General features: G+C 60.4%; 25 protein-coding genes and 5 tRNA genes. 7 read left to right on the forward strand and 23 right to left on the reverse strand.

Annotation, left to right across the window (positions count from 1 at the left end; translation table 11 throughout):
* Nucleotides 1-37 precede the first annotated feature (37 nt).
* Nucleotides 38-898 (forward strand): PA4780 family RIO1-like protein kinase, encoded by an 861-nt coding sequence (locus GWQ22_RS13225; RefSeq protein ID WP_275930586.1) that lies wholly within the window; start codon nt 38-40, stop codon nt 896-898.
* 74 nt (nt 899-972) lie between these two features.
* On the opposite strand, the gene GWQ22_RS13230 is transcribed toward GWQ22_RS13225, so the two are convergent.
* Together GWQ22_RS13230 and GWQ22_RS13235 are read right to left on the reverse strand one after the other, a co-directional pair.
* Nucleotides 973-1,494: a GNAT family N-acetyltransferase gene (locus tag GWQ22_RS13230; RefSeq protein WP_275930587.1), complete on the reverse strand. Its 522-nt coding sequence runs from the start codon at nt 1,492-1,494 to the stop codon at nt 973-975.
* 322 nt (nt 1,495-1,816) lie between these two features.
* On the reverse strand, nt 1,817-2,308 hold the full coding sequence (locus tag GWQ22_RS13235; RefSeq protein WP_275930588.1) for a prolyl-tRNA synthetase associated domain-containing protein: 492 nt from the start codon (nt 2,306-2,308) through the stop codon (nt 1,817-1,819).
* A gap of 184 nt (nt 2,309-2,492) precedes the next feature.
* On the opposite strand from GWQ22_RS13235, the gene GWQ22_RS13240 reads away from it, so the two are divergent.
* Complete coding sequence (locus tag GWQ22_RS13240) at nt 2,493-4,940, forward strand: DNA polymerase II (RefSeq protein WP_275930589.1); 2,448 nt, start codon at nt 2,493-2,495, stop codon at nt 4,938-4,940.
* Nucleotides 4,941-5,047: 107 nt separating this feature from the next.
* Here GWQ22_RS13240 and GWQ22_RS13245 read toward each other — a convergent pair.
* From GWQ22_RS13245 to GWQ22_RS13275, 7 genes are all read right to left on the reverse strand, one after another.
* Nucleotides 5,048-5,124: transfer RNA gene (locus GWQ22_RS13245), tRNA-Val, on the reverse strand.
* A 34-nt stretch (nt 5,125-5,158) separates the two neighbouring features.
* Nucleotides 5,159-5,235 (reverse strand) — tRNA-Val (locus GWQ22_RS13250).
* Between the two features lie 63 nt (nt 5,236-5,298).
* Nucleotides 5,299-5,375 (reverse strand) — tRNA-Val (locus GWQ22_RS13255).
* Between the two features lie 18 nt (nt 5,376-5,393).
* A tRNA-Val gene (locus tag GWQ22_RS13260) sits at nt 5,394-5,470 on the reverse strand.
* Nucleotides 5,471-5,482: 12 nt separating this feature from the next.
* Nucleotides 5,483-5,559: transfer RNA gene (locus GWQ22_RS13265), tRNA-Val, on the reverse strand.
* 160 nt (nt 5,560-5,719) lie between these two features.
* Nucleotides 5,720-7,099, reverse strand: a complete 1,380-nt coding sequence (locus GWQ22_RS13270; protein WP_275930590.1) for an MATE family efflux transporter — start codon at nt 7,097-7,099, stop codon at nt 5,720-5,722.
* Between the two features lie 150 nt (nt 7,100-7,249).
* Entirely contained in the window at nt 7,250-7,456 is a 207-nt protein-coding gene (locus GWQ22_RS13275; RefSeq protein ID WP_042037351.1) for a YaeP family protein, read from the reverse strand.
* A gap of 130 nt (nt 7,457-7,586) precedes the next feature.
* Here GWQ22_RS13275 and GWQ22_RS13280 point away from each other — a divergent pair, with 130 nt between their 5' ends.
* Complete coding sequence (locus tag GWQ22_RS13280; RefSeq protein WP_042037350.1) at nt 7,587-8,204, forward strand: riboflavin synthase; 618 nt, start codon at nt 7,587-7,589, stop codon at nt 8,202-8,204.
* 128 nt (nt 8,205-8,332) lie between these two features.
* Here the strand turns inward: GWQ22_RS13280 and GWQ22_RS13285 are convergent, their stop codons facing one another.
* The 4 genes from GWQ22_RS13285 to GWQ22_RS13300 form a co-directional block, all read right to left on the reverse strand.
* Entirely contained in the window at nt 8,333-8,536 is a 204-nt protein-coding gene (locus GWQ22_RS13285; RefSeq protein WP_005336871.1) for a CPXCG motif-containing cysteine-rich protein, read from the reverse strand.
* 152 nt (nt 8,537-8,688) lie between these two features.
* Nucleotides 8,689-9,348, reverse strand: coding sequence for a hexitol phosphatase HxpB (gene hxpB, locus GWQ22_RS13290; protein ID WP_275930591.1), 660 nt, complete (start codon nt 9,346-9,348; stop codon nt 8,689-8,691).
* Between the two features lie 127 nt (nt 9,349-9,475).
* A complete protein-coding gene (gene purT / locus GWQ22_RS13295; protein WP_275930592.1) occupies nt 9,476-10,654 on the reverse strand; it encodes a formate-dependent phosphoribosylglycinamide formyltransferase in 1,179 nt (392 codons plus the stop codon).
* A 97-nt stretch (nt 10,655-10,751) separates the two neighbouring features.
* Nucleotides 10,752-11,642: a DMT family transporter gene (locus GWQ22_RS13300; protein ID WP_042037346.1), complete on the reverse strand. Its 891-nt coding sequence runs from the start codon at nt 11,640-11,642 to the stop codon at nt 10,752-10,754.
* A 226-nt stretch (nt 11,643-11,868) separates the two neighbouring features.
* Between GWQ22_RS13300 and GWQ22_RS13305 the strand changes: the two genes are divergently transcribed.
* Nucleotides 11,869-12,456: an FMN-dependent NADH-azoreductase gene (locus tag GWQ22_RS13305; protein WP_181364742.1), complete on the forward strand. Its 588-nt coding sequence runs from the start codon at nt 11,869-11,871 to the stop codon at nt 12,454-12,456.
* Nucleotides 12,457-12,574: 118 nt separating this feature from the next.
* On the opposite strand, the gene GWQ22_RS13310 is transcribed toward GWQ22_RS13305, so the two are convergent.
* The 4 genes from GWQ22_RS13310 to GWQ22_RS13325 form a co-directional block, all read right to left on the reverse strand.
* Nucleotides 12,575-12,754: a hypothetical protein gene (locus tag GWQ22_RS13310; protein WP_042037344.1), complete on the reverse strand. Its 180-nt coding sequence runs from the start codon at nt 12,752-12,754 to the stop codon at nt 12,575-12,577.
* Nucleotides 12,755-12,916: 162 nt separating this feature from the next.
* Nucleotides 12,917-13,105 (reverse strand): DUF4250 domain-containing protein, encoded by a 189-nt coding sequence (locus GWQ22_RS13315; protein WP_275930593.1) that lies wholly within the window; start codon nt 13,103-13,105, stop codon nt 12,917-12,919.
* Complete coding sequence (locus GWQ22_RS13320; RefSeq protein ID WP_042037342.1) at nt 13,102-13,572, reverse strand: MarR family transcriptional regulator; 471 nt, start codon at nt 13,570-13,572, stop codon at nt 13,102-13,104. The genes GWQ22_RS13315 and GWQ22_RS13320 overlap by 4 nt, the downstream gene beginning before the upstream one ends.
* Nucleotides 13,573-13,741: 169 nt before the next feature.
* Complete coding sequence (locus GWQ22_RS13325) at nt 13,742-14,956, reverse strand: UPF0149 family protein (protein WP_275930594.1); 1,215 nt, start codon at nt 14,954-14,956, stop codon at nt 13,742-13,744.
* A 213-nt stretch (nt 14,957-15,169) separates the two neighbouring features.
* On the opposite strand from GWQ22_RS13325, the gene GWQ22_RS13330 reads away from it, so the two are divergent.
* Both GWQ22_RS13330 and GWQ22_RS13335 read left to right on the forward strand, forming a co-directional pair.
* On the forward strand, nt 15,170-16,048 hold the full coding sequence (locus GWQ22_RS13330; protein ID WP_042037340.1) for a S1-like domain-containing RNA-binding protein: 879 nt from the start codon (nt 15,170-15,172) through the stop codon (nt 16,046-16,048).
* Nucleotides 16,049-16,360, forward strand: coding sequence for a DUF1289 domain-containing protein (locus GWQ22_RS13335; protein ID WP_275930595.1), 312 nt, complete (start codon nt 16,049-16,051; stop codon nt 16,358-16,360).
* Between the two features lie 39 nt (nt 16,361-16,399).
* On the opposite strand, the gene GWQ22_RS13340 is transcribed toward GWQ22_RS13335, so the two are convergent.
* The 6 genes from GWQ22_RS13340 to minC all read right to left on the reverse strand — a co-directional run bounded on the left by GWQ22_RS13340 (nt 16,400) and on the right by minC (nt 20,195).
* Nucleotides 16,400-16,723 (reverse strand): HI1450 family dsDNA-mimic protein, encoded by a 324-nt coding sequence (locus tag GWQ22_RS13340; protein WP_043138804.1) that lies wholly within the window; start codon nt 16,721-16,723, stop codon nt 16,400-16,402.
* A 382-nt stretch (nt 16,724-17,105) separates the two neighbouring features.
* On the reverse strand, nt 17,106-17,813 hold the full coding sequence (gene mtgA / locus GWQ22_RS13345) for a monofunctional biosynthetic peptidoglycan transglycosylase (RefSeq protein ID WP_275930598.1): 708 nt from the start codon (nt 17,811-17,813) through the stop codon (nt 17,106-17,108).
* A 47-nt stretch (nt 17,814-17,860) separates the two neighbouring features.
* Nucleotides 17,861-18,187, reverse strand: a complete 327-nt coding sequence (locus GWQ22_RS13350) for an HI1450 family dsDNA-mimic protein (protein ID WP_275930596.1) — start codon at nt 18,185-18,187, stop codon at nt 17,861-17,863.
* Between the two features lie 191 nt (nt 18,188-18,378).
* Nucleotides 18,379-18,645 (reverse strand): cell division topological specificity factor MinE, encoded by a 267-nt coding sequence (minE, locus tag GWQ22_RS13355; protein WP_042037335.1) that lies wholly within the window; start codon nt 18,643-18,645, stop codon nt 18,379-18,381.
* A gap of 2 nt (nt 18,646-18,647) precedes the next feature.
* Nucleotides 18,648-19,460 carry a septum site-determining protein MinD gene (gene minD, locus GWQ22_RS13360; RefSeq protein WP_042037334.1) on the reverse strand — a complete coding sequence of 271 codons (813 nt, stop codon included), beginning with the start codon at nt 19,458-19,460 and terminating at the stop codon, nt 18,648-18,650.
* Nucleotides 19,461-19,478: 18 nt separating this feature from the next.
* Entirely contained in the window at nt 19,479-20,195 is a 717-nt protein-coding gene (gene minC, locus GWQ22_RS13365; protein ID WP_275930597.1) for a septum site-determining protein MinC, read from the reverse strand.
* A gap of 107 nt (nt 20,196-20,302) precedes the next feature.
* Between minC and GWQ22_RS13370 the strand changes: the two genes are divergently transcribed.
* Complete coding sequence (locus GWQ22_RS13370) at nt 20,303-20,581, forward strand: YcgL domain-containing protein (RefSeq protein ID WP_042037332.1); 279 nt, start codon at nt 20,303-20,305, stop codon at nt 20,579-20,581.
* The last annotated feature ends 176 nt before the right edge of the window (nt 20,582-20,757 follow it).

Raw genomic sequence — 20,757 nt, forward strand, 5'->3', positions numbered from 1 at the left:
CTATCTTCTGATGCGCAAATAGGGTAAAAGGGCGGCCATGAAAATTCCAAATCGAATCCAACCTCTGGTTGATGACGGCCTGGTCGATGACGTCATCAGCCGGCTGATGAGCGGCAAAGAGGCCGACGTCTATGTGGTGCGCTGCGGTGACGAGATCCGCTGCGCCAAGGTCTATAAAGAGGCGTCCAAGCGCAGCTTCAAGCAGGCTGTGGTCTATCAGGAAGGGCGCAAGGTACGCAACAGCCGCAGCGCCCGCGCCATGGAGAAGGGCTCCAAGTACGGTCGCAAGCAACACGAAGAGGTGTGGCAGAACACCGAGGTCGATGCCCTGTTCAAGCTGGCGGCGGCCGGGGTGCGGGTGCCACAGCCCTATGTCTGCCTCGACGGCGTGCTCCTGATGGAGCTCATCACCGACGAGGAGGGCAACGTGGCCCCCCGTCTCAACGATGTGGCGCTCTCGTCCGAGCAGGCCATCGCCGATCACGCCAAGGTGATCCGCTACGTGGTGTGCATGCTCTGTGCCGGCCTCATCCACGGCGATCTTTCCGAATTCAACGTGCTGGTGGATGGCCAGGGGCCCGTCATCATAGATCTGCCCCAGGTGGTGGATGCCGCCGCCAACAACCAGGCCAAGGCCATGCTGGAGCGGGACGTCAACAACATGCGCAACTACTACGGCATGTATGCCCCCGAGCTGCTCAATACCCGCTACGCCAAGGAGATGTGGGCCTTGTTCGAAGATGGCAAGCTGACCCCGGAGAGCGAGCTGACCGGCCTGTTCGAGGAGAGCACCGAGGCCATCGACATCGATGCCGTGCTGCATGAAATCGAGAGCGCCGAAGAGGAAGCCCATGCCCGTCTGGCCCGAATGAACGCCGAGCAGGAAGACAGCTACTGATCCCCGCCATCATCACCTCATCAGTCACAACATGAGCGCCTTAGCGGCGCTCTTTTTATTGGGCCCGCACTGAGTCAGGCTGGCTGCCATCCAGAGGGAGAGATCCGGTAAAACCGCACCCAGCAGTTATCTCCGGCATGGTAGCGGCGATCCAGCCATTGTCCGTTGGCAGATTCAATGATCTTGAGGGAGGCTCTATTCGTTTCGTCACAGCTGATGAGCACTGGGCTGGTCAATACATGTTGCTGCAACCAGAGCAGCAGAGTACGGGCGACCCCTTCACCACGGCGGGAGGGGCGGGTCTCGTAGCCGATGTGGCCAAGCCACGCCCGGGTGGCCGGATTGTCGCCGTGGCGCAGGCGCAGGGCCCCGAGGATCTCCCCTTTCTCAAGCGCAAAGTAGGTAGTGGTAGGCGGATACCCCATGGGCAGCTGGTGTCCCTCGGCATGATGGAGCAGGCTTTGCAGCCAGCCATCGGGATCAAACTGCGCCACCTGATAGAGCGGCAGGCCTGCTTCACCGCATTCGGCCACATAACGGCGATAGGCGGGCGCATCGGCACGTTGCGCGGCCCGGCACACTATGGTGGCCGTCATGCGCGTAGCGCTGCCGTCTGCCGGGGCTTGGCCGCGTCACCGACGTGCGACAGCGTGACAAACAGCACCAGCCTCGACAACTGTACTGAGGAAAACAGATTTTGCATCAAGGGGTCTCTATGGGCTTTGTCCTGCCGGTCACTGTGTCTCGACCCTGAGGGTCGCCATGACAGTGCTGGATGACAAGATGCATCCCGCTCATTATCAATGGCTTGAGCTGTTGTAGTCCGATAGCGACCACAACCGGAACGATGGCGGCAGCTGATTCGATTCATCAAGAACTCGAGACGAGGATGTCGATCGCGCTACTGATCTGAGTGAGTCAGGTTGGCTGCACCGGCAGTGCCATGATGGTGGCCTCCCGGCCCAGGTGGGCCAGCAGGCGGCGCACATCGTCCAGCGTGATGATGAGGGTGGCGGTGTTGACCAGCGGGTGGCACTGCACCTGTTCGGCATGCCAGATGGTTTGGTCCACCACCAGCGCCACCGCCCGTTCTGTGTCGCGCACCATGGCGAGCAGGGTGACGGCGCCGGGGGTGAGGCCGAGCACCGCATTGAGCCGCTCGGGGGAGCCAAAGCTCAGCCGCTTGACCCCGAGCGCCATGGCCAGCGCCTTGAGATCGACCCGACTCTCCTCCGGCGCCACCACCAAAAACAGCCGTTCACTTTTCGGGTCGCGCAAAAACAGGTTCTTGGTCCTGGCGGCGGGCAGATCGGGCAGCAGTGTGCTCGCCTCCTCACAGGTGAAGACGGGGGCATGGTCGATGCGCTGGTAGGAAATGGTCAGCCGGTCCAGCAGGGAATAGAGTGTCACCAGGGCTCCTTGTAGTAGGCAAATAGGCGCAGGGAACGGGCCGTTATCACTGGGCTCCCGGCGCATGGGCAGAGGGTCGAGCTTACCAGCTTGGCGCCTGTCGCGCAGCCTGGCGTGGCGATTGCGGCCAGGCACTGTATGAACGTACAATAGTCTCATCCCAAGGCCGACCTCTTTATCCTGAATGACTGCGACCCAGCCCACTGTGACTGTCACCTCTCCTGCCACGCCTCCTCGCGACGGTTTCATCCTGACCCGTCATGGCCGGGACGTACGTGGCCGTGCCGGGCAAGGGGGGCGCACCGAGATAGTGATGTGGCTCTGGAGCGCGCAGGGGCCGGTGCGGCTGGTGGTGCCGGGGCAAGAGCCCGTCTTCTTCCTGCCGCAGAGCCACATGCAGGAGGCGGCCGAGCTGTTCAAGGGGGCTGGGGTGAGCGGGCGATTTCGCCGTTTGCCCATGCACACCTTCGACGGGCGTGCCGTGGTGGGCTGCTATTTTTCGACCCTGAGCGCCTTTCACCGTGCCATCGAGCTGCTGCTCATTCGCGGGCTGGAGCACTTCGAGGCGGATATCCGGTTGCCGGAGCGTTTCCTGATGGAGCGCTTCATCACCGCCGGGGTGCGTTTTGGCGGCCATGCCCTGCAGAAGGGGGGCAAGCGTGGCTACTGGGAGGTGAACGAGGCGCGCTGCGCCCCGCAGGCGGTGACGCCGAGCCTCTCCTGGGTGTCGCTGGACGTGGAGTGTGCCATGGACGGGGCCCTCTTCTCGGTAGGGCTCTATAGCCATGAGGATGCGCGGGTCATCATGATTGGCGCCCCCGAAGCCGGTGCCGAGGCGTGGGAGACTCGCATCGAGTGGGTGGCGGATGAAAATGGCCTGCTGAGCGCGCTGGAAACCTGGTTCAGCCAGCACGACCCCGATCTGGTGATCGGCTGGAACGTAGTCAATTTCGATTTTCGTCTGCTGCTGCGCCGCGCCGAGCTCAACAAGCGGCGGCTGCGGCTCGGGCGGGGGCGCGAACTCTGCTTCTGGCGCTCATCGCGTAACGATCCCCAGACCGGCAACGTCATCATCCCGGGCCGCATGGTGCTCGACGGCATCGATACCCTCAAAAGCGCCACCTGGCAGTTTGCCAGCTACAGCCTGGATGCAGTGGCAAGCGAGCTGCTCGGTCGCGGCAAGGATATCGAGGATGTGGCCAATCGGGGAGAGAAGATCACCGAACTGTTCCACTCCGACAAGGAGGCGCTCGCCCGCTACAACCTGGAAGATTGCAGGCTGGTGTGGGAGATCTTCGACTACTGCCACCTGATCCCCTTTGCCATCGAGCGGGCCTCTCTCACCGGGCTTGAGCTGGACAGGGTGGGGGGATCGGTGGCGGCCTTCACCAACCTCTACCTGCCGCGGCTCCATCGCGGCGGCTACGTGGCGCCCAATCTGCCTGCCGATGGCGGGCTCGCGAGCCCCGGTGGCTATGTGATGGACTCCAAACCCGGTCTCTATCGTCACGTGCTGGTGCTCGATTTCAAGAGCCTGTATCCCAGCATCATCCGCACCTTCTGCATCGATCCCATGGGGTTGATAGAGGGGTTGCAGCATCCGGACGAGGCCATTCCCGGCTTTCGCGGCGCCCTGTTTTCCCGTACTCGCCACTTTCTGCCGGATCTTATCGCCACCCTGTGGGCGGCGCGGGACAGGGCCAAGGCAGCCAGCAACAAGGCGCTCTCCCAGGCTATCAAGATCATCATGAACTCCTTTTACGGCGTGCTGGGCTCGGGTGGCTGTCGTTTCTATGACCCCAGGCTTGCCTCTTCCATCACCTTGCGCGGCCACAGCATCATGCAGCAGACCCGGGAGTGGATAGAGGCGCAGGGATTCGAGGTGATCTACGGTGACACCGATTCCACCTTCGTCCACCTGGGGAGGGAGACAAGCCCGCAGCAGGCGGATGAAATTGGCCATGAGCTGGCCCGAATGATCAACGACAACTGGAGTGCGCTGATCAAGCGTGAATTCGACCTGCCGAGCCATTTGGAGATCCAGTACGAGACCCACTATCGTCGCTTCTTGATGCCCACCATTCGCGGGTTGGAGAAGGGGAGCAAGAAGCGCTACGCCGGCCTGGTTGGAAAACAGGAAGAGGGGCGAGGGGAGGAGGAGCACCTGGTGTTCAAGGGGTTGGAATCGGTGCGCACCGACTGGACCATGCTGGCCAAGCAATTCCAGACGCGGCTCTACGAGCTGGTGTTTCACGATGAGGACCCCAGCGGCTATGTGCGCACTATAGTGGATCAGACCCGGGCTGGCCTGCACGATGATCTGCTTATCTACCGCAAGCGGCTGCGCCAGAAGCTCGAAGAGTATCAGAAGAATGTGCCGCCCCATGTGCGGGCGGCGCGGCTGGCCGACGAGGAGAACCTGCGCCGCGGTCAGCCCCAGCGTTATCAGCACAGGGGCACCATCGCCTATCTGATGACGCTGGGTGGCCCGGAACCGCTGGAATACAGACGCAGCGCCATCGATTACGAGCACTACATCGACAAGCAGCTAAGGCCCATCGCCGACGCCATACTGCCCTTCATCGGCGAGTCATTCGACCGGATCTGCGGCCAGCAGCTGGATCTCTTCTAGCGACGTCGCACCCGCAACCAGGGGCGGGGCTGTGTCAGGATGGCGGGGAAGCGATGGCAGTAAAGCAGAATGCAAAAAGCCCGCTCGATGAGCGGGCTTTTCTAATCTGGTGCGTCCTAGTGGATTCGAACCACCGACCCCCACCATGTCAAGGTGATGCTCTAACCAGCTGAGCTAAGGACGCAGGGTGCGCGATGCGGCTTTTCATTTGCGAGAAGTGGTGGGTTTAATTGGATTCGAACCAACGACCCCTACCATGTCAAGGTAGTGCTCTAACCAACTGAGCTATAAACCCACATCAGGCAACTTTTTCTATTCGCATGAGGTTGAACCTGAAGGAGGTCAACTCACGGGAATATGGTGCGTCCTAGTGGATTCGAACCACCGACCCCCACCATGTCAAGGTGATGCTCTAACCAGCTGAGCTAAGGACGCATACTCGGTATTTTGTGATGGTGCGTCCTAGTGGATTCGAACCACCGACCCCCACCATGTCAAGGTGGTGCTCTACCCAGCTGAGCTAAGGACGCATCACAGAAAAGTGGTGGGTTTAATTGGATTCGAACCAACGACCCCTACCATGTCAAGGTAGTGCTCTAACCAACTGAGCTATAAACCCACTTTATTGTTTCTTCACTACGCCAGCACTGCTGACGTGGTCGGCATACTACCCATGCCCCCCAAGGCTGTCAACAGGCCGCACGCACAAAGGAGACTGTTTGCCCAGTTCTTGCGCAGCCTGTTGATTTTGCAGGCGAGTTGTCGCTTCCAACGCCCTGTTACTGGGCCCGCGACAAGGTAGTGCAGGCCTCCGGGGTAGCAAAACGACCGTAGATGTAGCGCAATCTCGCCCCCAGCATCAGGGCGGCACTGGTGAGGCCGACGATAAAGCCGATCCAGAAGCCCTGCGGCCCCATCCGCGGTACCAGCCAGTCGGTCAGACCCAGGATCATGCCGGTCGGCAGCCCCAGCCCCCAGTAGGCGACGATGGTGACGTAGAAGATCGCCTGGGTATCCTTGTACCCGCGCAGTGCAGCGGCCGCCACCACTTGCACCGAATCGGAAACCTGATAGATGGCGGCAAAGAACAGCAGGGTAGCGGCCAGCGTGATCACCTGCAGGTCGTCGGTGTAGATAGTCGCTATCTGTTCGCGCAGCAGCACGGTCAGGGCAGCGGTGCAGACGGCGACGGCCATGCCCAGCATCAGACCAGTTCGGGCGGCCACCCGGGCGTGATGGGGTTGGCCTTCCCCTATGCTGTGGCCGACCCGGATGGTGACACCCACCCCGATGGAGAGGGGCAGCATAAACACCAGGCTGGAGAAGTTGAGCGCAATCTGGTGGCTAGCCACCGTCTCTGCACCGAACGGGGCCAGTATCAAGGCCACCACGGTAAACAGGGTCACTTCGCAGAAAATGGCCATGGCGATGGGGAAGCCGAGACGAAACAGGCGCCAGATCCGGCTGCCGTTGGGGCGTGCAAGCTGGGCAAACAAGTTGATCTTCTTGAAGTGGGGGGAGAGCTTCACGTAGACGATCATCGCCAGCAGCATGGCCCACAGTACGATGGCGGTGGCCACACCGCAGCCGACGCCGCCGAGCTTGGGCATACCGAAGTGACCGTGAATGAAAATGTAATTGGCGGGAATATTGACCGCCAGCCCGACAAAGCCGATCACCATGGTTGGCATGGTGTGGGAGAGTCCCTCACTGAAGTTGCGCAGCACCTGGAACATCACGAAGGCGGGTAGGCCCCACAAAATGGCGTGCAGGTAGCCGGCAGTCTTGGCAGCCATGACCGGATCCACGTCCATGAAGTGCAGCGCCAGCGGACTGAAATAGAGCGCCACCATGGCGATGGGGGTCACCATCAGGGCCAGCCAGAAACCCTGGTGCACGGCCGGGCGGATCTCGTCCCGTTTACGGGCGCCGTTGAGCTGGGAGACGATGGGGGTGAGCGCCATGATGATGCCCTGCACCAGCAAGATGATCGGCAACCAGAAGCTGGAGGCAACCGACACAGCCGCCAGATCCACGGCACTGACCTGTCCTGCCATCACGGTATCGACAAAGTTCATGGCGATCTGGGCCACCTGGGCCACCAGAATGGGGCTGGCTAAACGAACGAGCTGCCTCGCCTCGGACAAGTAACGTTGCACTGACACCTCCGAGTGGATCAGATAAAAAGAGAAAGAGCGGGTAACGGATGGGCTTTTGTCCCCCCACTGCGGGGAGACAACATGCGGGGGGGCATTCTAGCCTGAAAATCAACCATCGCGAAACGGTTGAGCCATGGCTTTGTAGCGGGTTCAGGCGTCTTCGTGATCGCTGATCAGCAGATTGGCGGCGGCATAGGCGGCTTGCTCGCGCAGGTCGGCTGGTACCCGCTCGTCAGAGGCCACGGCGTTGAGCGCCCTGATGGTCGCGGCGATGGCCTGCGGCACATAGCCCTGATCACCTGAGCCGATCTGGTTATAGGCGATGCGAATGGCCTCACAACATTGATATACCTGCATTTCTTTTCCTCGTTAACCCGAATGTAAACGCCGCCACTATAGCGATCGAGGGCTGGCTTGTCAGCTGGTGCGCTTGTCAGTGCCGCAACGCGGGGTTAACCTGCCTTTTTTTCGTAGCAGGAGACGAGACATGTTCACCGGCATAGTGCAGGGGACCGCCGAACTGGTGGCCATTGAAGAGCAGCCCAACTTTCGCATCCACGTGATCCGTATGCCAAGCCGGGTTTGGGGCGAGGGATTGGCGCTCGGCGCCTCCGTGGCCCATAACGGCTGTTGCCTGACGGTTACCCGGGTGGAAGGGGATCTGGTCAGCTTCGATCTGATGCAGGAAACCTTGCGTTTGACCAACCTCGGTCAGTTGCAAACGGGGGACAAGGTCAACGTGGAGCGGGCGGCCCGCTTTGGTGACGAGATTGGCGGCCATGCTATGTCTGGCCACATCATGGGCACGGCTGAGGTGATCTCCGTCATCGACACCCCCAACAACCGTCAGGTGTGGTATCGCCTGGCCCCCGAGTTGATGAAATATGTGCTGACCAAGGGTTACATCGGCATCGACGGCATCAGCCTGACCGTGGGGGAGGTGCGTGAGAACACATTTTGCGTCAACCTGATCCCGGAGACCCTGGCCCGTACCAACCTGGGCTGGGTCAAAGCGGGCTGGCACACCAATATCGAGATCGATCCCCAGACCCAGGCCATCGTCGATACCGTGGAGCGGGTGCTGGCAGCGCGCCAGCCGGGGTGATCTGCCAGGTTTTGCTCGCTTCTGGCGACTTGCCATAGAAAAGGGCCTGCATCCTGTAGGCCCTTTGTGATCCCTTGTTCGCGTTCGCTCGCAGTCAAAACCGCGTGACTGTTTTTTGTGATTCGCAGTCAGAACAGCTGCTCGTCGTCGGCATCCACAAACAGCTGCAGGCAGTCGCGGGCCTCATCCCGGTGCAGCCGCAGGTGGATGGGGTTGCAACAGGCCATGCAATCTTCGTAGAACTCCTGATCCCCCTGGCTGGCATCCAGCTCGACTCGGGTGTGGTGGCCACAGTGGGGGCAGACGATACGCTTGCTGGTGTACTCGATCATAGTGACCTCCTGGGGCCGACTGGCCGCCTATCTTCCCTGATTCTAGTCGGCCAGGAGGGGGTTAACCGCGAGCAAGTGCACGTTTATGACCAAGATCAAGGTGGGGTGCTTCAGGCTTTCTGGCCCTATGCGCCCCAGGCGCGCGCGCGCGTTCACGCGACCCAGCTGGCCAGCATGTCGGCATCCAGTTCGGCCAGCGAGCTTAGCTGGTAGTTGGCGATGGCCAGACGTGGATCGCCCACCAGGGCGGGATCCGGTACGATGAGTGCTTTCATGGAGGCCGCCTTGGCCGCCAGCAGGCCGGTAAAGCTGTCTTCAATGGCCAGACAGTGCACAGGTTCGACGCCGAGCTTCTCGGCCGCGTGGATATAGACATCCGGGTGCGGCTTGCCGAATCGCTCCACCTCGGCGGAGTGCACCGCCAGGAAGCGATCACGGATGCCGAGCTTGCCGAGAACCGCTTCTACCATGGCAAACGGGGAAGAGGTGGCCAGACCCACTTTCAGCCCGCGTGCCTCGATAAGGTCGAGCGCGTCCAGCACACCCGCCTTGGCCTGACCTTCGCTCAGAATGAGGGCATTGACCCGATCCAGGATGCGCTGCACCACCTCTTCCTGGCTGGGGCCCACCCAGGGGCGGAGCCGATACCAGTGTGCCACCAGCTGATCGATGCGCACGCCTATGGTCGATTCACAATCCTCGACGGTGTGGGGGTGACCCAGTTCGGAGAAAACGGCCATCTGGGCCTGTTGCCAAAAGGGTTCCGAGTCGATCAGAACACCATCCATATCGAAGATCACCGCAGCTAGCATCTTGTACTCCTGACAAATTTGAAGAGGGGATTATAAGCCTGACCGGCAAATGCAAAAGGGGCAGTGCCATGCCCCTTGCGCCCGATCACATCGGCAAACGTTTGTTTTACGGTGGCAAAAAAAGCCCTTAGAACATCACCTCGACCTTGGCGGCCACGGCTTTGGCTTTTTCCACCGCAGCCGGGCAATCCTCTGCGCGGGCCAGCGCCACGCCGAGACGGCGGCGACCGGCGATCTCCGGCTTGCCAAACAGCCGCAGCTGGGCACCCGGTACCAGCGTCAACGCCTCACCAATCCCCTGATAGCGGATATTCTGGCTGTGCCCGTCGCGCAGCACCACGGCAGAGGCGCTCGGCCCGTACTGGGTGATGGTGCCGACCGGCAGCCCCAGAATGGCGCGTACGTGCAGGGCGAATTCGGAGAGATCCTGAGAAATCAGGGTCACCATGCCGGTGTCGTGGGGGCGGGGGGAGACTTCGCTGAACCACACCTCATCGCCCCTGATAAAGAGCTCGACTCCGAACAGGCCATAGCCGCCCAGCGCCTCGACCACCTTGGCGGCCACCTCTTTGGAGCGGGCCAGCGCCAGCTCGCTCATCGCCTGCGGCTGCCAGGATTCGCGATAGTCGCCATCTTCCTGACGGTGGCCGATCGGCTCGCAGAAGTGAATGCCATCGACGGCGCGTACCGTGAGCAGGGTGATTTCATACTCGAAAGGAACGAACCCTTCGACGATCACCTTGCCACGACCGGCGCGGCCACCCTCCTGGGCGTAAGTCCAGCTCTCATCCAGCTTGGCGAGATCGCGTAACACGCTCTGCCCCTTGCCGGATGAGCTCATCACAGGTTTCACCACGCAGGGCAGGCCGATGGCCTCGACCGCTGCGACAAACTCCTCTTTGCTCTGGGCAAAGCGGTAGGGGGAGGTGGGCAGACCCAGAGTCTCGGCGGCGAGGCGGCGGATCCCTTCCCGGTTCATGGTGAGCTGGGTGGCGCGGGCGTTGGGCACTACCTTGACCCCTTCTTGCTCAAGGGCGGCCAGGGTATCGGTGGCGATGGCCTCGATCTCGGGGATGATGAGGTCGGGTTTGATCTCGGCGACCAGCTCGCGCAGGGCGGCGCCATCGAGCATATCCAGCACCCGGGCGGCATGGGCTACTTGCATGGCGGGGGCATTGGGGTAGCGGTCGGCGGCGATCACTTCGATCCCGAACCGTTGCAACTCGATGGCGACCTCCTTGCCGAGTTCGCCGGAGCCCAGCAGCAGGGCGCGGGTGGCGCCGGGGCGGGTTGCGGTTCCAAACATACGATCTCTCCTGATGTCGATGGTCACTGTGGATGGCCGCTATTGCACACTTGATTGCGGGAATAGCGGGCAAAAAAAGAGGCACGCATGGCGTACCTCAGGAAACGGGTTTGTGAGCGCGCTGCTCCAGATGGGTCAGCAAGGTAATGGCGCCAATGATGATGGCGGCGCCCAGCCACAGCCTACCGGGAGGCGCCCAGCCAAAGACCAGCCAGCCCGCCAGCACGTTCATCGGCAGCTTGGCAAAATCGAAAGGCTGCACGAAGGATGCCTCCGCCACGCTGTAGGCGCGAGCGATGGACATGTGCGCGAGTGCCGACAGAATGCCCGCTGCCGCCAGCAGCAGCCATTGTGGCTCGGTGGGCCACTGCCACTCTGGCAGCGCCAGCATGGCGTTGAACGGGGTACTGAAGATAAGCAGGTAGACCACGATAGTGTGGGATGATTCGTTGGCCGCCTGATAGCGTACCAGCAGGGAGTAGCCCGCCCAGAACAGCGCCGCCGCCACCGGCAGCAGGGAGGCCCAGCTGAAATCGTCAGCCCAGGGGGCGAGGATCAGCATGGCGCCGGCAAAGCCCGCCAGAGTGGCCAGAATACGGGCCCGGCTCACCTGCTCCTTGAGCAGCAGGGCGGAGCCCAAGGTGGCAAACAGCGGTGAGGTCATCAGCAGGGCGATCCCCTGCCAGATGGGAACGGGCACCGCCAGTGCCCACAGCCAGAGCTGGATGCCGATCACCGCCAGCAACACCCGCAGCAGGTGCAGCCGGAACTGATTGGTCATCAGGGATTGGCGCAGGCCGTGACGAACCAGCCAGGGTAACAGGCAGATCAGGGCGATCAGGTATTGATGGAAGGCGACCTGGGTAGAGGCAAGGCCGAGTGTGAAGCTGACATACTGGCTCAGGCTGTTGACGGCGGCGAAGCAGAGTCCTGCCACCATCATCCAGACTGCACCGGCCAGAGGAGAATGCCTGCGCGAGGGTATCATGGGATCCGGGTCGCTGGAAAAAAGTGCGGCGGATCATAACGGCAATCGTTTGTTCTGCCAAGGGTTGAAGCGCGACCGCGGGGCTGGCTGGCGAGGAAGTGGCCTAGCATCAAAAATTTTGAATAAGTTGAGCATCTATTTTCGCTATCAGCAAATAAGCACAATGTTTAGAGTGACCTCCATCGACAGCCAAGCTGTTCAACCGACAATCAAATGGAGTTTCACCATGGCCAATATCCTCGTACTCAAATCCAGCATCCTGGGTCAATATTCCCAATCCAACGCCCTGATCGACGGCTTCCTCGCCCAGCATCAGAGCGATACCGTGACCGTGCGGGATCTGGCCGCCCTCAACCTGCCGGTGCTGGATGGCGAGCTGGCCTCCGGCCTGCGCGGTGGTGACAACCTCAATGCGCGCCAGCTGGCGGTGATCGCCCAGTCCGACGAGCTGATCGCCGAACTCAAAGCGAGCGATCTGGTGGTGATTGCGGCCCCCATGTACAACTTCAATATCCCGACCCAGCTGAAAAACTGGATCGATCTGGTGGCTCGCGCTGGCGTTACTTTCCGCTATACCGAAACCGGTCCGGTCGGTCTGGTAGAGAACACCCGCGCCCTGGTGATAAGCCCCCGCGGCGGCATGCACGTCGGCAGCGCCACCGATCTGGTGACCCCTTACATGCGTACCGTGCTCGGTTTCATCGGCATCAAAGAGGTGGATTTCATCTACGCCGAGGGGATGGGGATGGGCCCGGATGCACAAGCCAAAGGCATGGCGCAGGCCAAGGGGCAGCTGGAAACTCTGGCACTCTGATCAAACGACTGGCCATGGCGCACCCGCCATGTCAAACAAAACAACGCAGCCCTTGGGCTGCGTTGTTTTGTTTGGTGCGGGCGAAGAGACATGGTTCAACAGGGGCAGAGGGCGCGAGTCAATCCCGAATGAAGCGGCGGCAGCCACTGCCCACCATCAGGCACACGGCGACCAGGGAGCCCAGTAACAGGGTGCTGAGCCACTGTTCGGCGCTGTCGGGCAGGCGGGGGTAAAACAGGCTGATGATGAGCAGGCTACAGAGGGTGATCAGGCTGGTCTGTCGGGTCAGGAGCATCATGGGTCGTCCTTGGCTAGCGGTCGCGAGTGAAAGGCTAACCACCGAGTATGACAGCTTGATGTATCCATACATGTTGCTGGGTGTCAATGCACGGGGCAACCATCAACATATCAGCTTTTACCGCCAGAGCCAGTGCCGTTGGCCGGGTTGTGATCCGGATCCCTATCTGAACTGTTTTTGATCCGGCCGGTAGTGGAAATCGCCGCTGGCAAGCCTGGCGACCAAGGCTTCCTGGTCGATCTCCTGTGCCTTGCAGAGATCATCCAGATCATCAAAACGATCACGCAGCTGCATGTTGACAAGGCTCAGCAGCATGTTGATGTCCATGGTGGCGACGTTATTCAGGTTCATGACGTGTGCTCGTTATCCAGCAGATGGAGCTGTTCGATGGCGTCGCTGACGCTTTGCAGGTGCAGGCGAATGGTCTGGCGCGCCTCGGTGGGCAGATAGTCGGTGAGGGTATGCTGCCAGCTGCCCGCTTCGGTCTTGAGTTGCTGGAACAAGGTGAGCCCGGCCTGGGTGAGTGACACCAGGCTGACCCGCTTGTCCTGTTCGCTGCTTTCGGTAAACAGGATCCCCTTCTCCACCAGGCGGTGGATTTCGCGTGAGATCCGCACCTTGTCCATCCCGCTTGCCTCTACCAGCTCTTTCTGGCTAATGGGGTAGTTGGGGCCGAGCACCATCATCAGGCGCCACTGGGGCACCGTCAGCTGATAGCGCTGCTGGTAAAACTGCTCAAAGGTATCGCGCACCATTTCGGCGGCGTGAACCAGCTGATAGGGGGGGTAGTGCGCAAGCAGCTCTATGATCTTTGACATATGACATCCTGCTGTGACGGCTGCATCGGGTGCAGTTTCTCTTGATACTTTGACCTTGATGATACGTAACACAAGGACATTTGTCTGAACAAGCACCAGAGAAATGTGCGGTTGCGCACGTCATCCGCCGCAACCGGGTCTGTTCGAGGCTGGTTTTGCCTCGGGCTGGTCAGCCTTTACGCAGCCAAATCAAGGCGTTGTGCTTGAGCCAAGCCTCGCGGCTCTGCAACGTGTAGCGCGCCGCCTCATCGCGACTGCCTGCCTGCCAGCTCTGGGGCTCTTGCTTGGGCAGCTTGCGCTGACCCAGCAGACAGGCCGGCACGTGGGCATTGGCCTTGATGGCCGCATCCAGCTGTGGCAGCGCCGCCTCGGGGCCATCACAGACAAACGCCATCAACGCCCTGTTGTAGAGCAGCCAGCTGGAGGCCTCGTCGAAGCGGACCAGCAAGGCGCGCAGGGCGCTCCAATCCCCTTGCAGGGCATAGAGACTGGAGAGGGTATAACGGCAGCCCAGCTCATCGGCGATGCACAGGTCGAGCAGCGCCAGATACTCCTGGCGAGCCTGCTCCAGCTGGCCGAGGCGCAACAGGCAATCGGCCCGGCCGGCCCTGGCGGCGAGCAGAGGGCGGGCCTCGTAGGCACGCCAGCTGTGGCCAGCCATCTGTTGCCAGAAGGTGTCGTCGAACAGGGGCTCGGCATCGACAATCACCTTGTCAAACCAGCCAAGGCGAGCCTGGGGATCGCGGCAGGCATCGGCCAGTTCGAACCACTGTTGCCACTGTTCGGCCTGCTTGCTGTCGAGGGCAGCCTGAGCGTCGGGCACTGCCTGATACTCATCCAACTGCAGCAGCTGATTGAGCGCCGTCTTCATGTTCTGACGCTGGCGTTTGCAAAATTCCATGAAGGGCAGCTCGCTGCCAGCCGCCACGTGCAGCATCTGGGCCATGGACTTGTCGCGAAACAGGCTGAGTTCGGCGGCCAGACTGAAGCGGTACTGGGTGGTAGGATCGTTCAGATCCTTCGGCTTGGGCCAGCAGGCAAACCCCTGGCTGAAACCGTAACACCACTGGCCAAGGGGGTGGCTCTGCGCAAACACCTGCTCCGGGCTGTCGGTAGGGAGGCGGCACTGGCTTGGCAAGGCGAGCTGTGCCACGTCAGCCTGTGCTTCCAGCTCGGCGATCAGGTGGTGCAATGCCTCGGCACTCTTCTCATCCAGCTCGGCATCCTGTTCCAGCAGTCCCGCCAGCGGGGCTTGCCAGTCAGGGGCATCCGGTCCCACCAGGCGGGCACACAGAAAACCATGCAGCGCCGGGTAAGTCATGTCCTGCCCACTGTGGGTCTGGATCCATTGATTGAGATGACGGGTACGAGTGGATGGATTCATCGACAGTTCCTCTGGATTTTAACAGCGGCACAGTCTACCAAAAAGTGGGGTTATTTGCAGCCAAGCCCTGGCTGACTGGCGATGATATCGCCACAAGCCGAGCTGGCTACCCCGAAAATCGTGTGGGAGAAGGGCAAGGGGACTAGGCCCGGTTACCGCTCTTGAGGTAACATGCGCGCCCATACGGGCAATGAAATATTGGCCATCCGGATAATGAAAGAAGAGATCACCATGTTACAGATTGGCAAGATGAACACCCTCACCGTAATCGAGCTAGAAGACAGGGGCGCCTGGCTTGCGGCCGACGAATATGGCGAGCTGCTGCTGCCCAAGCGTCAGCTGCCGGAAGGCGTGGCCGAGGATGACGGTGTGGAAGTCTTTCTCTATCTGGATGCCGACTGCGAGCCGGTGATCACTACCGACAAGCCCTTTGCCATGGTGGGCGACATAGTCGGCCTCAAGGTGGTCAATGCCAACAAGATCGGGGCCTTCCTCGACTGGGGCATGAAAAAGGATTTGTTTGTGCCGACTCGTGAGCAGAACAAACCCATGCAGGTGGGCCACGTCTATCTGGTGCACCTGATGCTCGACAACGAGGGGCGCATGGTGGGCACCAGCCGGCTGGAACGTTTCCTGCGCACTGATCAGCCTCCCTTCAAGGCTGGCGACGAGGTGACGGCGCTGCCGGGCGAACACACTCCGCTTGGCATCAAGGCTGTCGTCAACGGTGAATACTCCGGCATGTTGTTCAAGAACGAGGTGTTTGGCCGGGTGATGACGGGGCGACCGCTGACCGCCTGGGTCAAGCAGGTTCGTGATGATGGCAAACTGGACTTGACTCTGCAAAAGCCGGGAATGGATCGGATGGACGACGCTGGTGGCCGGATCCTGACCCGGCTGATGAAGCAGGGTGGCAGCCTGGCCGTGGGCGACAAGAGTGAACCCGAGCTCATCTACAAGATGTTCAACATGAGCAAGGGCACCTTCAAGAAGGCCATTGGCGGTCTCTACAAGCAGGGTAAGATTGTCATCGAAGACAACTGCATCACGCTGGTCGAGGCAGAGACCGCAGCGTCGCCGGACGGCGAATAAGTGCCGAGTCCCTGTATCGGCCAGTGTCAGGCCAGAGATGGGCTCTGTCTCGGCTGTGGCCGTACCCTGACCGAGATAGGGCACTGGTCGGCCATGGAGAGCGACGCCCAGCTGGCGGTGATGGCAGAGCTGGATGGGTCAAAAAGCACCCATGTGTGCCCTGGCTGTGGCGAACCGGCGTTTTGCGCCGTCTCGGCCGGTCAGACCATAGATCAGTGCTGGTGCAGCCAGCTGCCTGCCTTGCCGATGCAGCAGGCCAGTACCTGCTGGTGTCGACGCTGTCTGGCCACGGCCATAGCGGCGCAGGCTTAGCGAAGAACAAAAACAAGAAAGGCGCCCATGGCGCCTTTTTTATGCCTGTTGCTGGCGGTGCCAGCGCACATGAACATGGTGCTCGTTCAGATAACGGGGCAGCAGGAAGGTGGCATAGATCACCTCAAACTCATCCTGATGGTCCAGCAAGCCAACCCACACTTCGACCCAGCGCTCCATGTCGACCGGTACACCGAGTTCGGTTGACCAGTCTCCGTTGGGCAGAGTCGCCTCGACGGCGCCACGCTGTTCGAACTCCAGAGTGATGTCGACGATTTGTTCGGGGGCCAGCATGTCTGCGGCCTGCTCAAGAAACTGATCATAGGCCCATTCGACCAGCTGATCCGGGGTACGCTGTTCCATGAAATCACTCCAGATACATCGAGGTTCGCTACTGTAGCAAGTATTGACGGTGGCGGCCAGACCAGTGCGGATGGCCGCTTGTTGCCTATCCAACGAAGCGGACAGGAGGTATGGTTGATGAGGTGGTTAACCCGGGCTGGCTGAGCCCGGTCCGTGTTCACAGGAGTGAGAACATGAAGCGACGGGTGCGGCGACAGCAGATCAAGCGACGGCGGGAGGCCTGGTGGTGGCACTATCTACCGCTGCACCAGGGCACGGTTGGCGGTCATTTGGGCCCGCCGGCCGAGACTTCCCCGCCGAACTCTGACTGATCTTCTGTGGCCGGGGAGCGTGAGGGGGTCGAGCCCATAGGTTTGAGGTGCGCCTACCGGGCCCGAATGCCTTAGTCGGCCTGATGCACCCTGTTGAGGGTGACTTGGCCCAGCTGCCCCATCTGGCGGCGGATCCAGGCCGAACGCTGCTGCACATAGGGGGAGGGCGGCTTGACCCGATAGCGCCAGGGATTGGGCAGGGCGGCGGCCAGCAGGGAGGCTTCATAGCGGGTCAGGCGGGCGGCCAGTTTGCCAAAATAGTGCCTGGCAGCGGCTTCGGCGCCATAGATGCCGGGACCGAACTCCACGATATTGAGATAGACCTCGAGGATGCGGGACTTGTCCCAGCCCAGCTCCATCAGCAGGGTGAACCAGGCCTCGATCCCCTTGCGCAAGAAGCTGCGATCGCTCCACATGAAGAGATTCTTGGCCGTCTGCTGGCTGAGGGTGCTGGCGCCCCGCACCCGCTCGCTGCGCTGGTTGTGCTTGAGTGCCGAGCTGATGGCATTCATGTCGAAGCCGTTATGGTCTGGGAAGCGCTGATCCTCGGCGGCGATCACCGCCAGCTGCAGCTCCCGCGAAATGCGCTCGAGCGGCACCCAGTCGTGCTTGACCTCGGCCACCTTGGCGGGCGGAAACAGGGCCCGCTCGATGCGCCATGACCACATGAGGGGATCGATGAAGCGCAGCAGTGCCACCGAGACGATGGAGCTGACCAGCGCTGCCAGCAGCAGCCTGCCGAGCCAGCTCAGCAGGCGTCGCCCCAGTGCGGGTCGCACGGGCTCGTTCTCCCAGATGTAGTGGCGCGGATCATCGGGATCCGGAATTATTGGGGCAGCCATTCGATGTGGCAGAACTTCTCGTCAACACGGCGGGAGAGCAGCATGCGGGCAAACAGATGCTCATACTCTTGCTCGGCATTGCCAAGCCCGACCCAGATCTCGGCGTACTCGGCATCGCTCACCGCAAAACCCACGTCCGCTTCCCAGTCATCGGCCGGATCGGTCTCCGCCAGCAGACCCCGATCGTTGAACGCCTGGTTGAACAGGGCTATCTCCTGCTCCGGCAGGTTGTCGGAGGCCAGCTCCATGAAAAGTTCGAGGGCGGTGTCGAGCAGTTCCTCGATGCTGTGCATTTCGTCGTTCAAAGACATTGGTCTGTTCCAGATAATAAAAAAAGAAGCCCCGCCGGCGATGCCGGACGGTGGCGCGTTATTCTAGCTGGCCCCTTCTCCCTTGGCGAGATCTGCTCCGCGAGCCGGCCCCATTTGTGACAATAAAAAACCGGATCCTGGTACAGGATCCGGTCTTCATTGAGGGAAGGGGTTACGCATGGGGCGTCAGCTCATCCCTTCTTGTCATCGGCGAAGGTGATGTTGAGCTCCAGCACCGACAGCTCATCACTCTTCTTGTCCAGCTGGACCGTGATCTTGTCAGGGTCTATCTGCACATATTTGCGGATCACCTCGAGCAGGTCCTGTTTGAGCTGGGGCAGGTAATCCGGCCCCCCTCTGGATGAACGCTCGTGCGCGACTATGATCTGCAACCGCTCTTTGGCCAGTTGTGCGGTGTTTTGTTTCTTGTTGGAACGAAAATAATCCAATAATGACATGTTTAACTCCCGAACAGTCGGCTAAAGAAGCCCTTCTTTTCTTCTTCCAGAAAACGAAAATCCTTGGTGTCGCCCAGCAGACGGGCAACGGCATCCTCATAGGCCTGACCGGCATCGGACTCCTTGTCCAGGATGACCGGCTCCCCCGAGTTGGAGGCGCGCAGTACAGCCTGAGACTCCGGGATCACCCCAAGCAGCTTGATAGCCAGGATCTCTTGTACATCCTGCACGCTCAGCATGTCGCCACGGCTGACGCGGGTCGGGCAGTAGCGAGTGAGCAGCAGGTGTTCCTTGATCGGGTCTTCGCCGCGCTCGGCACGACGGGACTTGGAGGCCAGGATGCCGAGGATGCGATCCGAGTCACGCACGGAAGAGACTTCCGGGTTGGTGGTGACGATCGCCTCGTCGGCAAAGTAGAGCGCCATCAAGGCACCCGCTTCGATCCCGGCTGGCGAGTCGCAGACGATGTAATCAAACTTCATCTCCGCCAGCTGATCCAGGATCTTCTCGACCCCTTCACGGGTCAGGGCGTCCTTGTCCCGGGTCTGGGAGGCAGGCAGGATGAACAGATTTTCGCAGCGCTTGTCCTTGATGAGGGCCTGATTGAGGTTGGCCTCACCGTTGATCACATTGACGAAGTCATACACCACGCGCCGCTCGCAGCCCATGATGAGATCCAGATTTCTCAGGCCAATGTCAAAATCGATGACCACCGTCTTGTGGCCACGCTGAGCCAAACCTGTGCTCAGGGCTGCGCTGGTTGTGGTCTTGCCAACGCCACCTTTACCCGATGTAACGACTATGATTCGCGCCATTCTCGCTTCCTTGTAACTCTATTTGATATGGTCTATTCGGAGTTGTTCGTTATCCAGTCGGACATGTACCGGCTGTTGTATCAGGCCTGCCGGCAGTGCATCGCTCAGTTGAAACGTGCCTGCGATGGATAGCAGCTCGGCCTGTAATTGCTGGCAATAGATCCGTGCCTGGGTGTTGCCCTTGGCACCGGCTATGGCCCTGCCGCGCAGGGTGCCATAGATATGAATGCTGTCATCGGCGATGACTTCGGCTCCCGGGCTCACCGAGCCCAGTATCACCAGCGAGGTGCCGGCAGCATAGAGCTGCTGGCCGGATCGCACCGGGCCCACGTGTACCTTGCTCGGCACCAGAGGCGCCGGGGTGGCGTTTACCTCGACCACGGGCGCCGGGATGGGTGTTTTTTCCGGCGGATGCTCGGCCTTGCGGCTCTTGCCAGAGGCCATCACCGCCAGCCCCGCCGCCTTGGCGGCCGTCTTCATCGCCTCATTTTGTGTCCCCGTGATCCCGACCAGCACGCAATCCTCAGACTCCACCAGCTCCTTAAGCTGTTCGAAGTCGGGAATATCCGCAAGCCGTTCCACATTGATGACGAGGGGAGCACAATTAAAAAACAGGGGTGCCTGGGCGACCTTTGCCGCCAGCAACTGGCGGATCCGCTCAGGCTTGCCATCGCTGATATGCAACACAGAAATAGTGAAGGTGGTCCCTTTCAATTCGTTATCGCGCTCAACCATGAATCTTCCCCGAGACAGAGACGGTAATCCGTTATTGTTATTCAATTCCTGATGTTATAGTTTGCCACCATCAGAGGCAATAAACCCGTCGGATTATATCAATTTCCATGTTATGTGCAGTCTATAAAAGTCGCAAAAAAGCCGAGACCTATCTTTTTGTTGAAAGAAGAGAGGATTTTTCCCGTGTACCCGAGGTGCTGATGAGGACATTTGGTCGCCCTGAGCTGGTATTGATGACCAAGCTGGACCCAGCCAGGCCCTTGGGGATTGCTTCGACCAGCCGGGTGATGGCGGCGCTGACAAGCCAGGGCTTCTATCTGCAGGTGCCACCGCCGCCGGAAAATCTGCTGGAACAGCACAAGGCACAATTAAAGGCCTCGCGCTGATGAAGTGTCGGCTGGCTCTGTTATTATTCAGCGGGCTGTTAAGTGCCCCCTCTGACTCTTATACACAAATATTGTGAACTGATTGGCACTTTTCCCGATTTCCAGGATCTGATCTCCTATGTGACTCCCGAACATGGTAACGATCATGCTAACTTTTGCTCTTCATCGTGCGGCCG

It is taken from the genome of Aeromonas sp. 1HA1 (genome assembly GCF_029237385.1).
Classification (GTDB): domain Bacteria; phylum Pseudomonadota; class Gammaproteobacteria; order Enterobacterales; family Aeromonadaceae; genus Aeromonas; species Aeromonas popoffii.

Coding starts and splice junctions, on each gene's coding strand:
- GWQ22_RS13300 (WP_042037346.1), bottom strand. CDS start 11,642: ATGATACCCTCGCGCAGGCATTCTCCTCTGGCCGGTGCAGTCTGGATG.
- GWQ22_RS13305 (WP_181364742.1), top strand. CDS start 11,869: ATGGCCAATATCCTCGTACTCAAATCCAGCATCCTGGGTCAATATTCC.
- GWQ22_RS13240 (WP_275930589.1), top strand. CDS start 2,493: ATGACTGCGACCCAGCCCACTGTGACTGTCACCTCTCCTGCCACGCCT.
- GWQ22_RS13280 (WP_042037350.1), top strand. CDS start 7,587: ATGTTCACCGGCATAGTGCAGGGGACCGCCGAACTGGTGGCCATTGAA.
- minC (WP_275930597.1), bottom strand. CDS start 20,195: ATGGTTGAGCGCGATAACGAATTGAAAGGGACCACCTTCACTATTTCT.
- GWQ22_RS13340 (WP_043138804.1), bottom strand. CDS start 16,723: ATGGAACAGCGTACCCCGGATCAGCTGGTCGAATGGGCCTATGATCAG.
- purT (WP_275930592.1), bottom strand. CDS start 10,654: ATGTTTGGAACCGCAACCCGCCCCGGCGCCACCCGCGCCCTGCTGCTG.
- minE (WP_042037335.1), bottom strand. CDS start 18,645: ATGTCATTATTGGATTATTTTCGTTCCAACAAGAAACAAAACACCGCA.
- GWQ22_RS13230 (WP_275930587.1), bottom strand. CDS start 1,494: ATGACGGCCACCATAGTGTGCCGGGCCGCGCAACGTGCCGATGCGCCC.
- GWQ22_RS13275 (WP_042037351.1), bottom strand. CDS start 7,456: ATGCAGGTATATCAATGTTGTGAGGCCATTCGCATCGCCTATAACCAG.
- GWQ22_RS13370 (WP_042037332.1), top strand. CDS start 20,303: ATGTTATGTGCAGTCTATAAAAGTCGCAAAAAAGCCGAGACCTATCTT.
- GWQ22_RS13310 (WP_042037344.1), bottom strand. CDS start 12,754: ATGATGCTCCTGACCCGACAGACCAGCCTGATCACCCTCTGTAGCCTG.
- hxpB (WP_275930591.1), bottom strand. CDS start 9,348: ATGCTAGCTGCGGTGATCTTCGATATGGATGGTGTTCTGATCGACTCG.
- GWQ22_RS13330 (WP_042037340.1), top strand. CDS start 15,170: ATGAAAGAAGAGATCACCATGTTACAGATTGGCAAGATGAACACCCTC.
- GWQ22_RS13320 (WP_042037342.1), bottom strand. CDS start 13,572: ATGTCAAAGATCATAGAGCTGCTTGCGCACTACCCCCCCTATCAGCTG.
- GWQ22_RS13225 (WP_275930586.1), top strand. CDS start 38: ATGAAAATTCCAAATCGAATCCAACCTCTGGTTGATGACGGCCTGGTC.
- GWQ22_RS13285 (WP_005336871.1), bottom strand. CDS start 8,536: ATGATCGAGTACACCAGCAAGCGTATCGTCTGCCCCCACTGTGGCCAC.
- GWQ22_RS13315 (WP_275930593.1), bottom strand. CDS start 13,105: ATGAACCTGAATAACGTCGCCACCATGGACATCAACATGCTGCTGAGC.
- GWQ22_RS13325 (WP_275930594.1), bottom strand. CDS start 14,956: ATGAATCCATCCACTCGTACCCGTCATCTCAATCAATGGATCCAGACC.
- minD (WP_042037334.1), bottom strand. CDS start 19,460: ATGGCGCGAATCATAGTCGTTACATCGGGTAAAGGTGGCGTTGGCAAG.
- GWQ22_RS13350 (WP_275930596.1), bottom strand. CDS start 18,187: ATGTCTTTGAACGACGAAATGCACAGCATCGAGGAACTGCTCGACACC.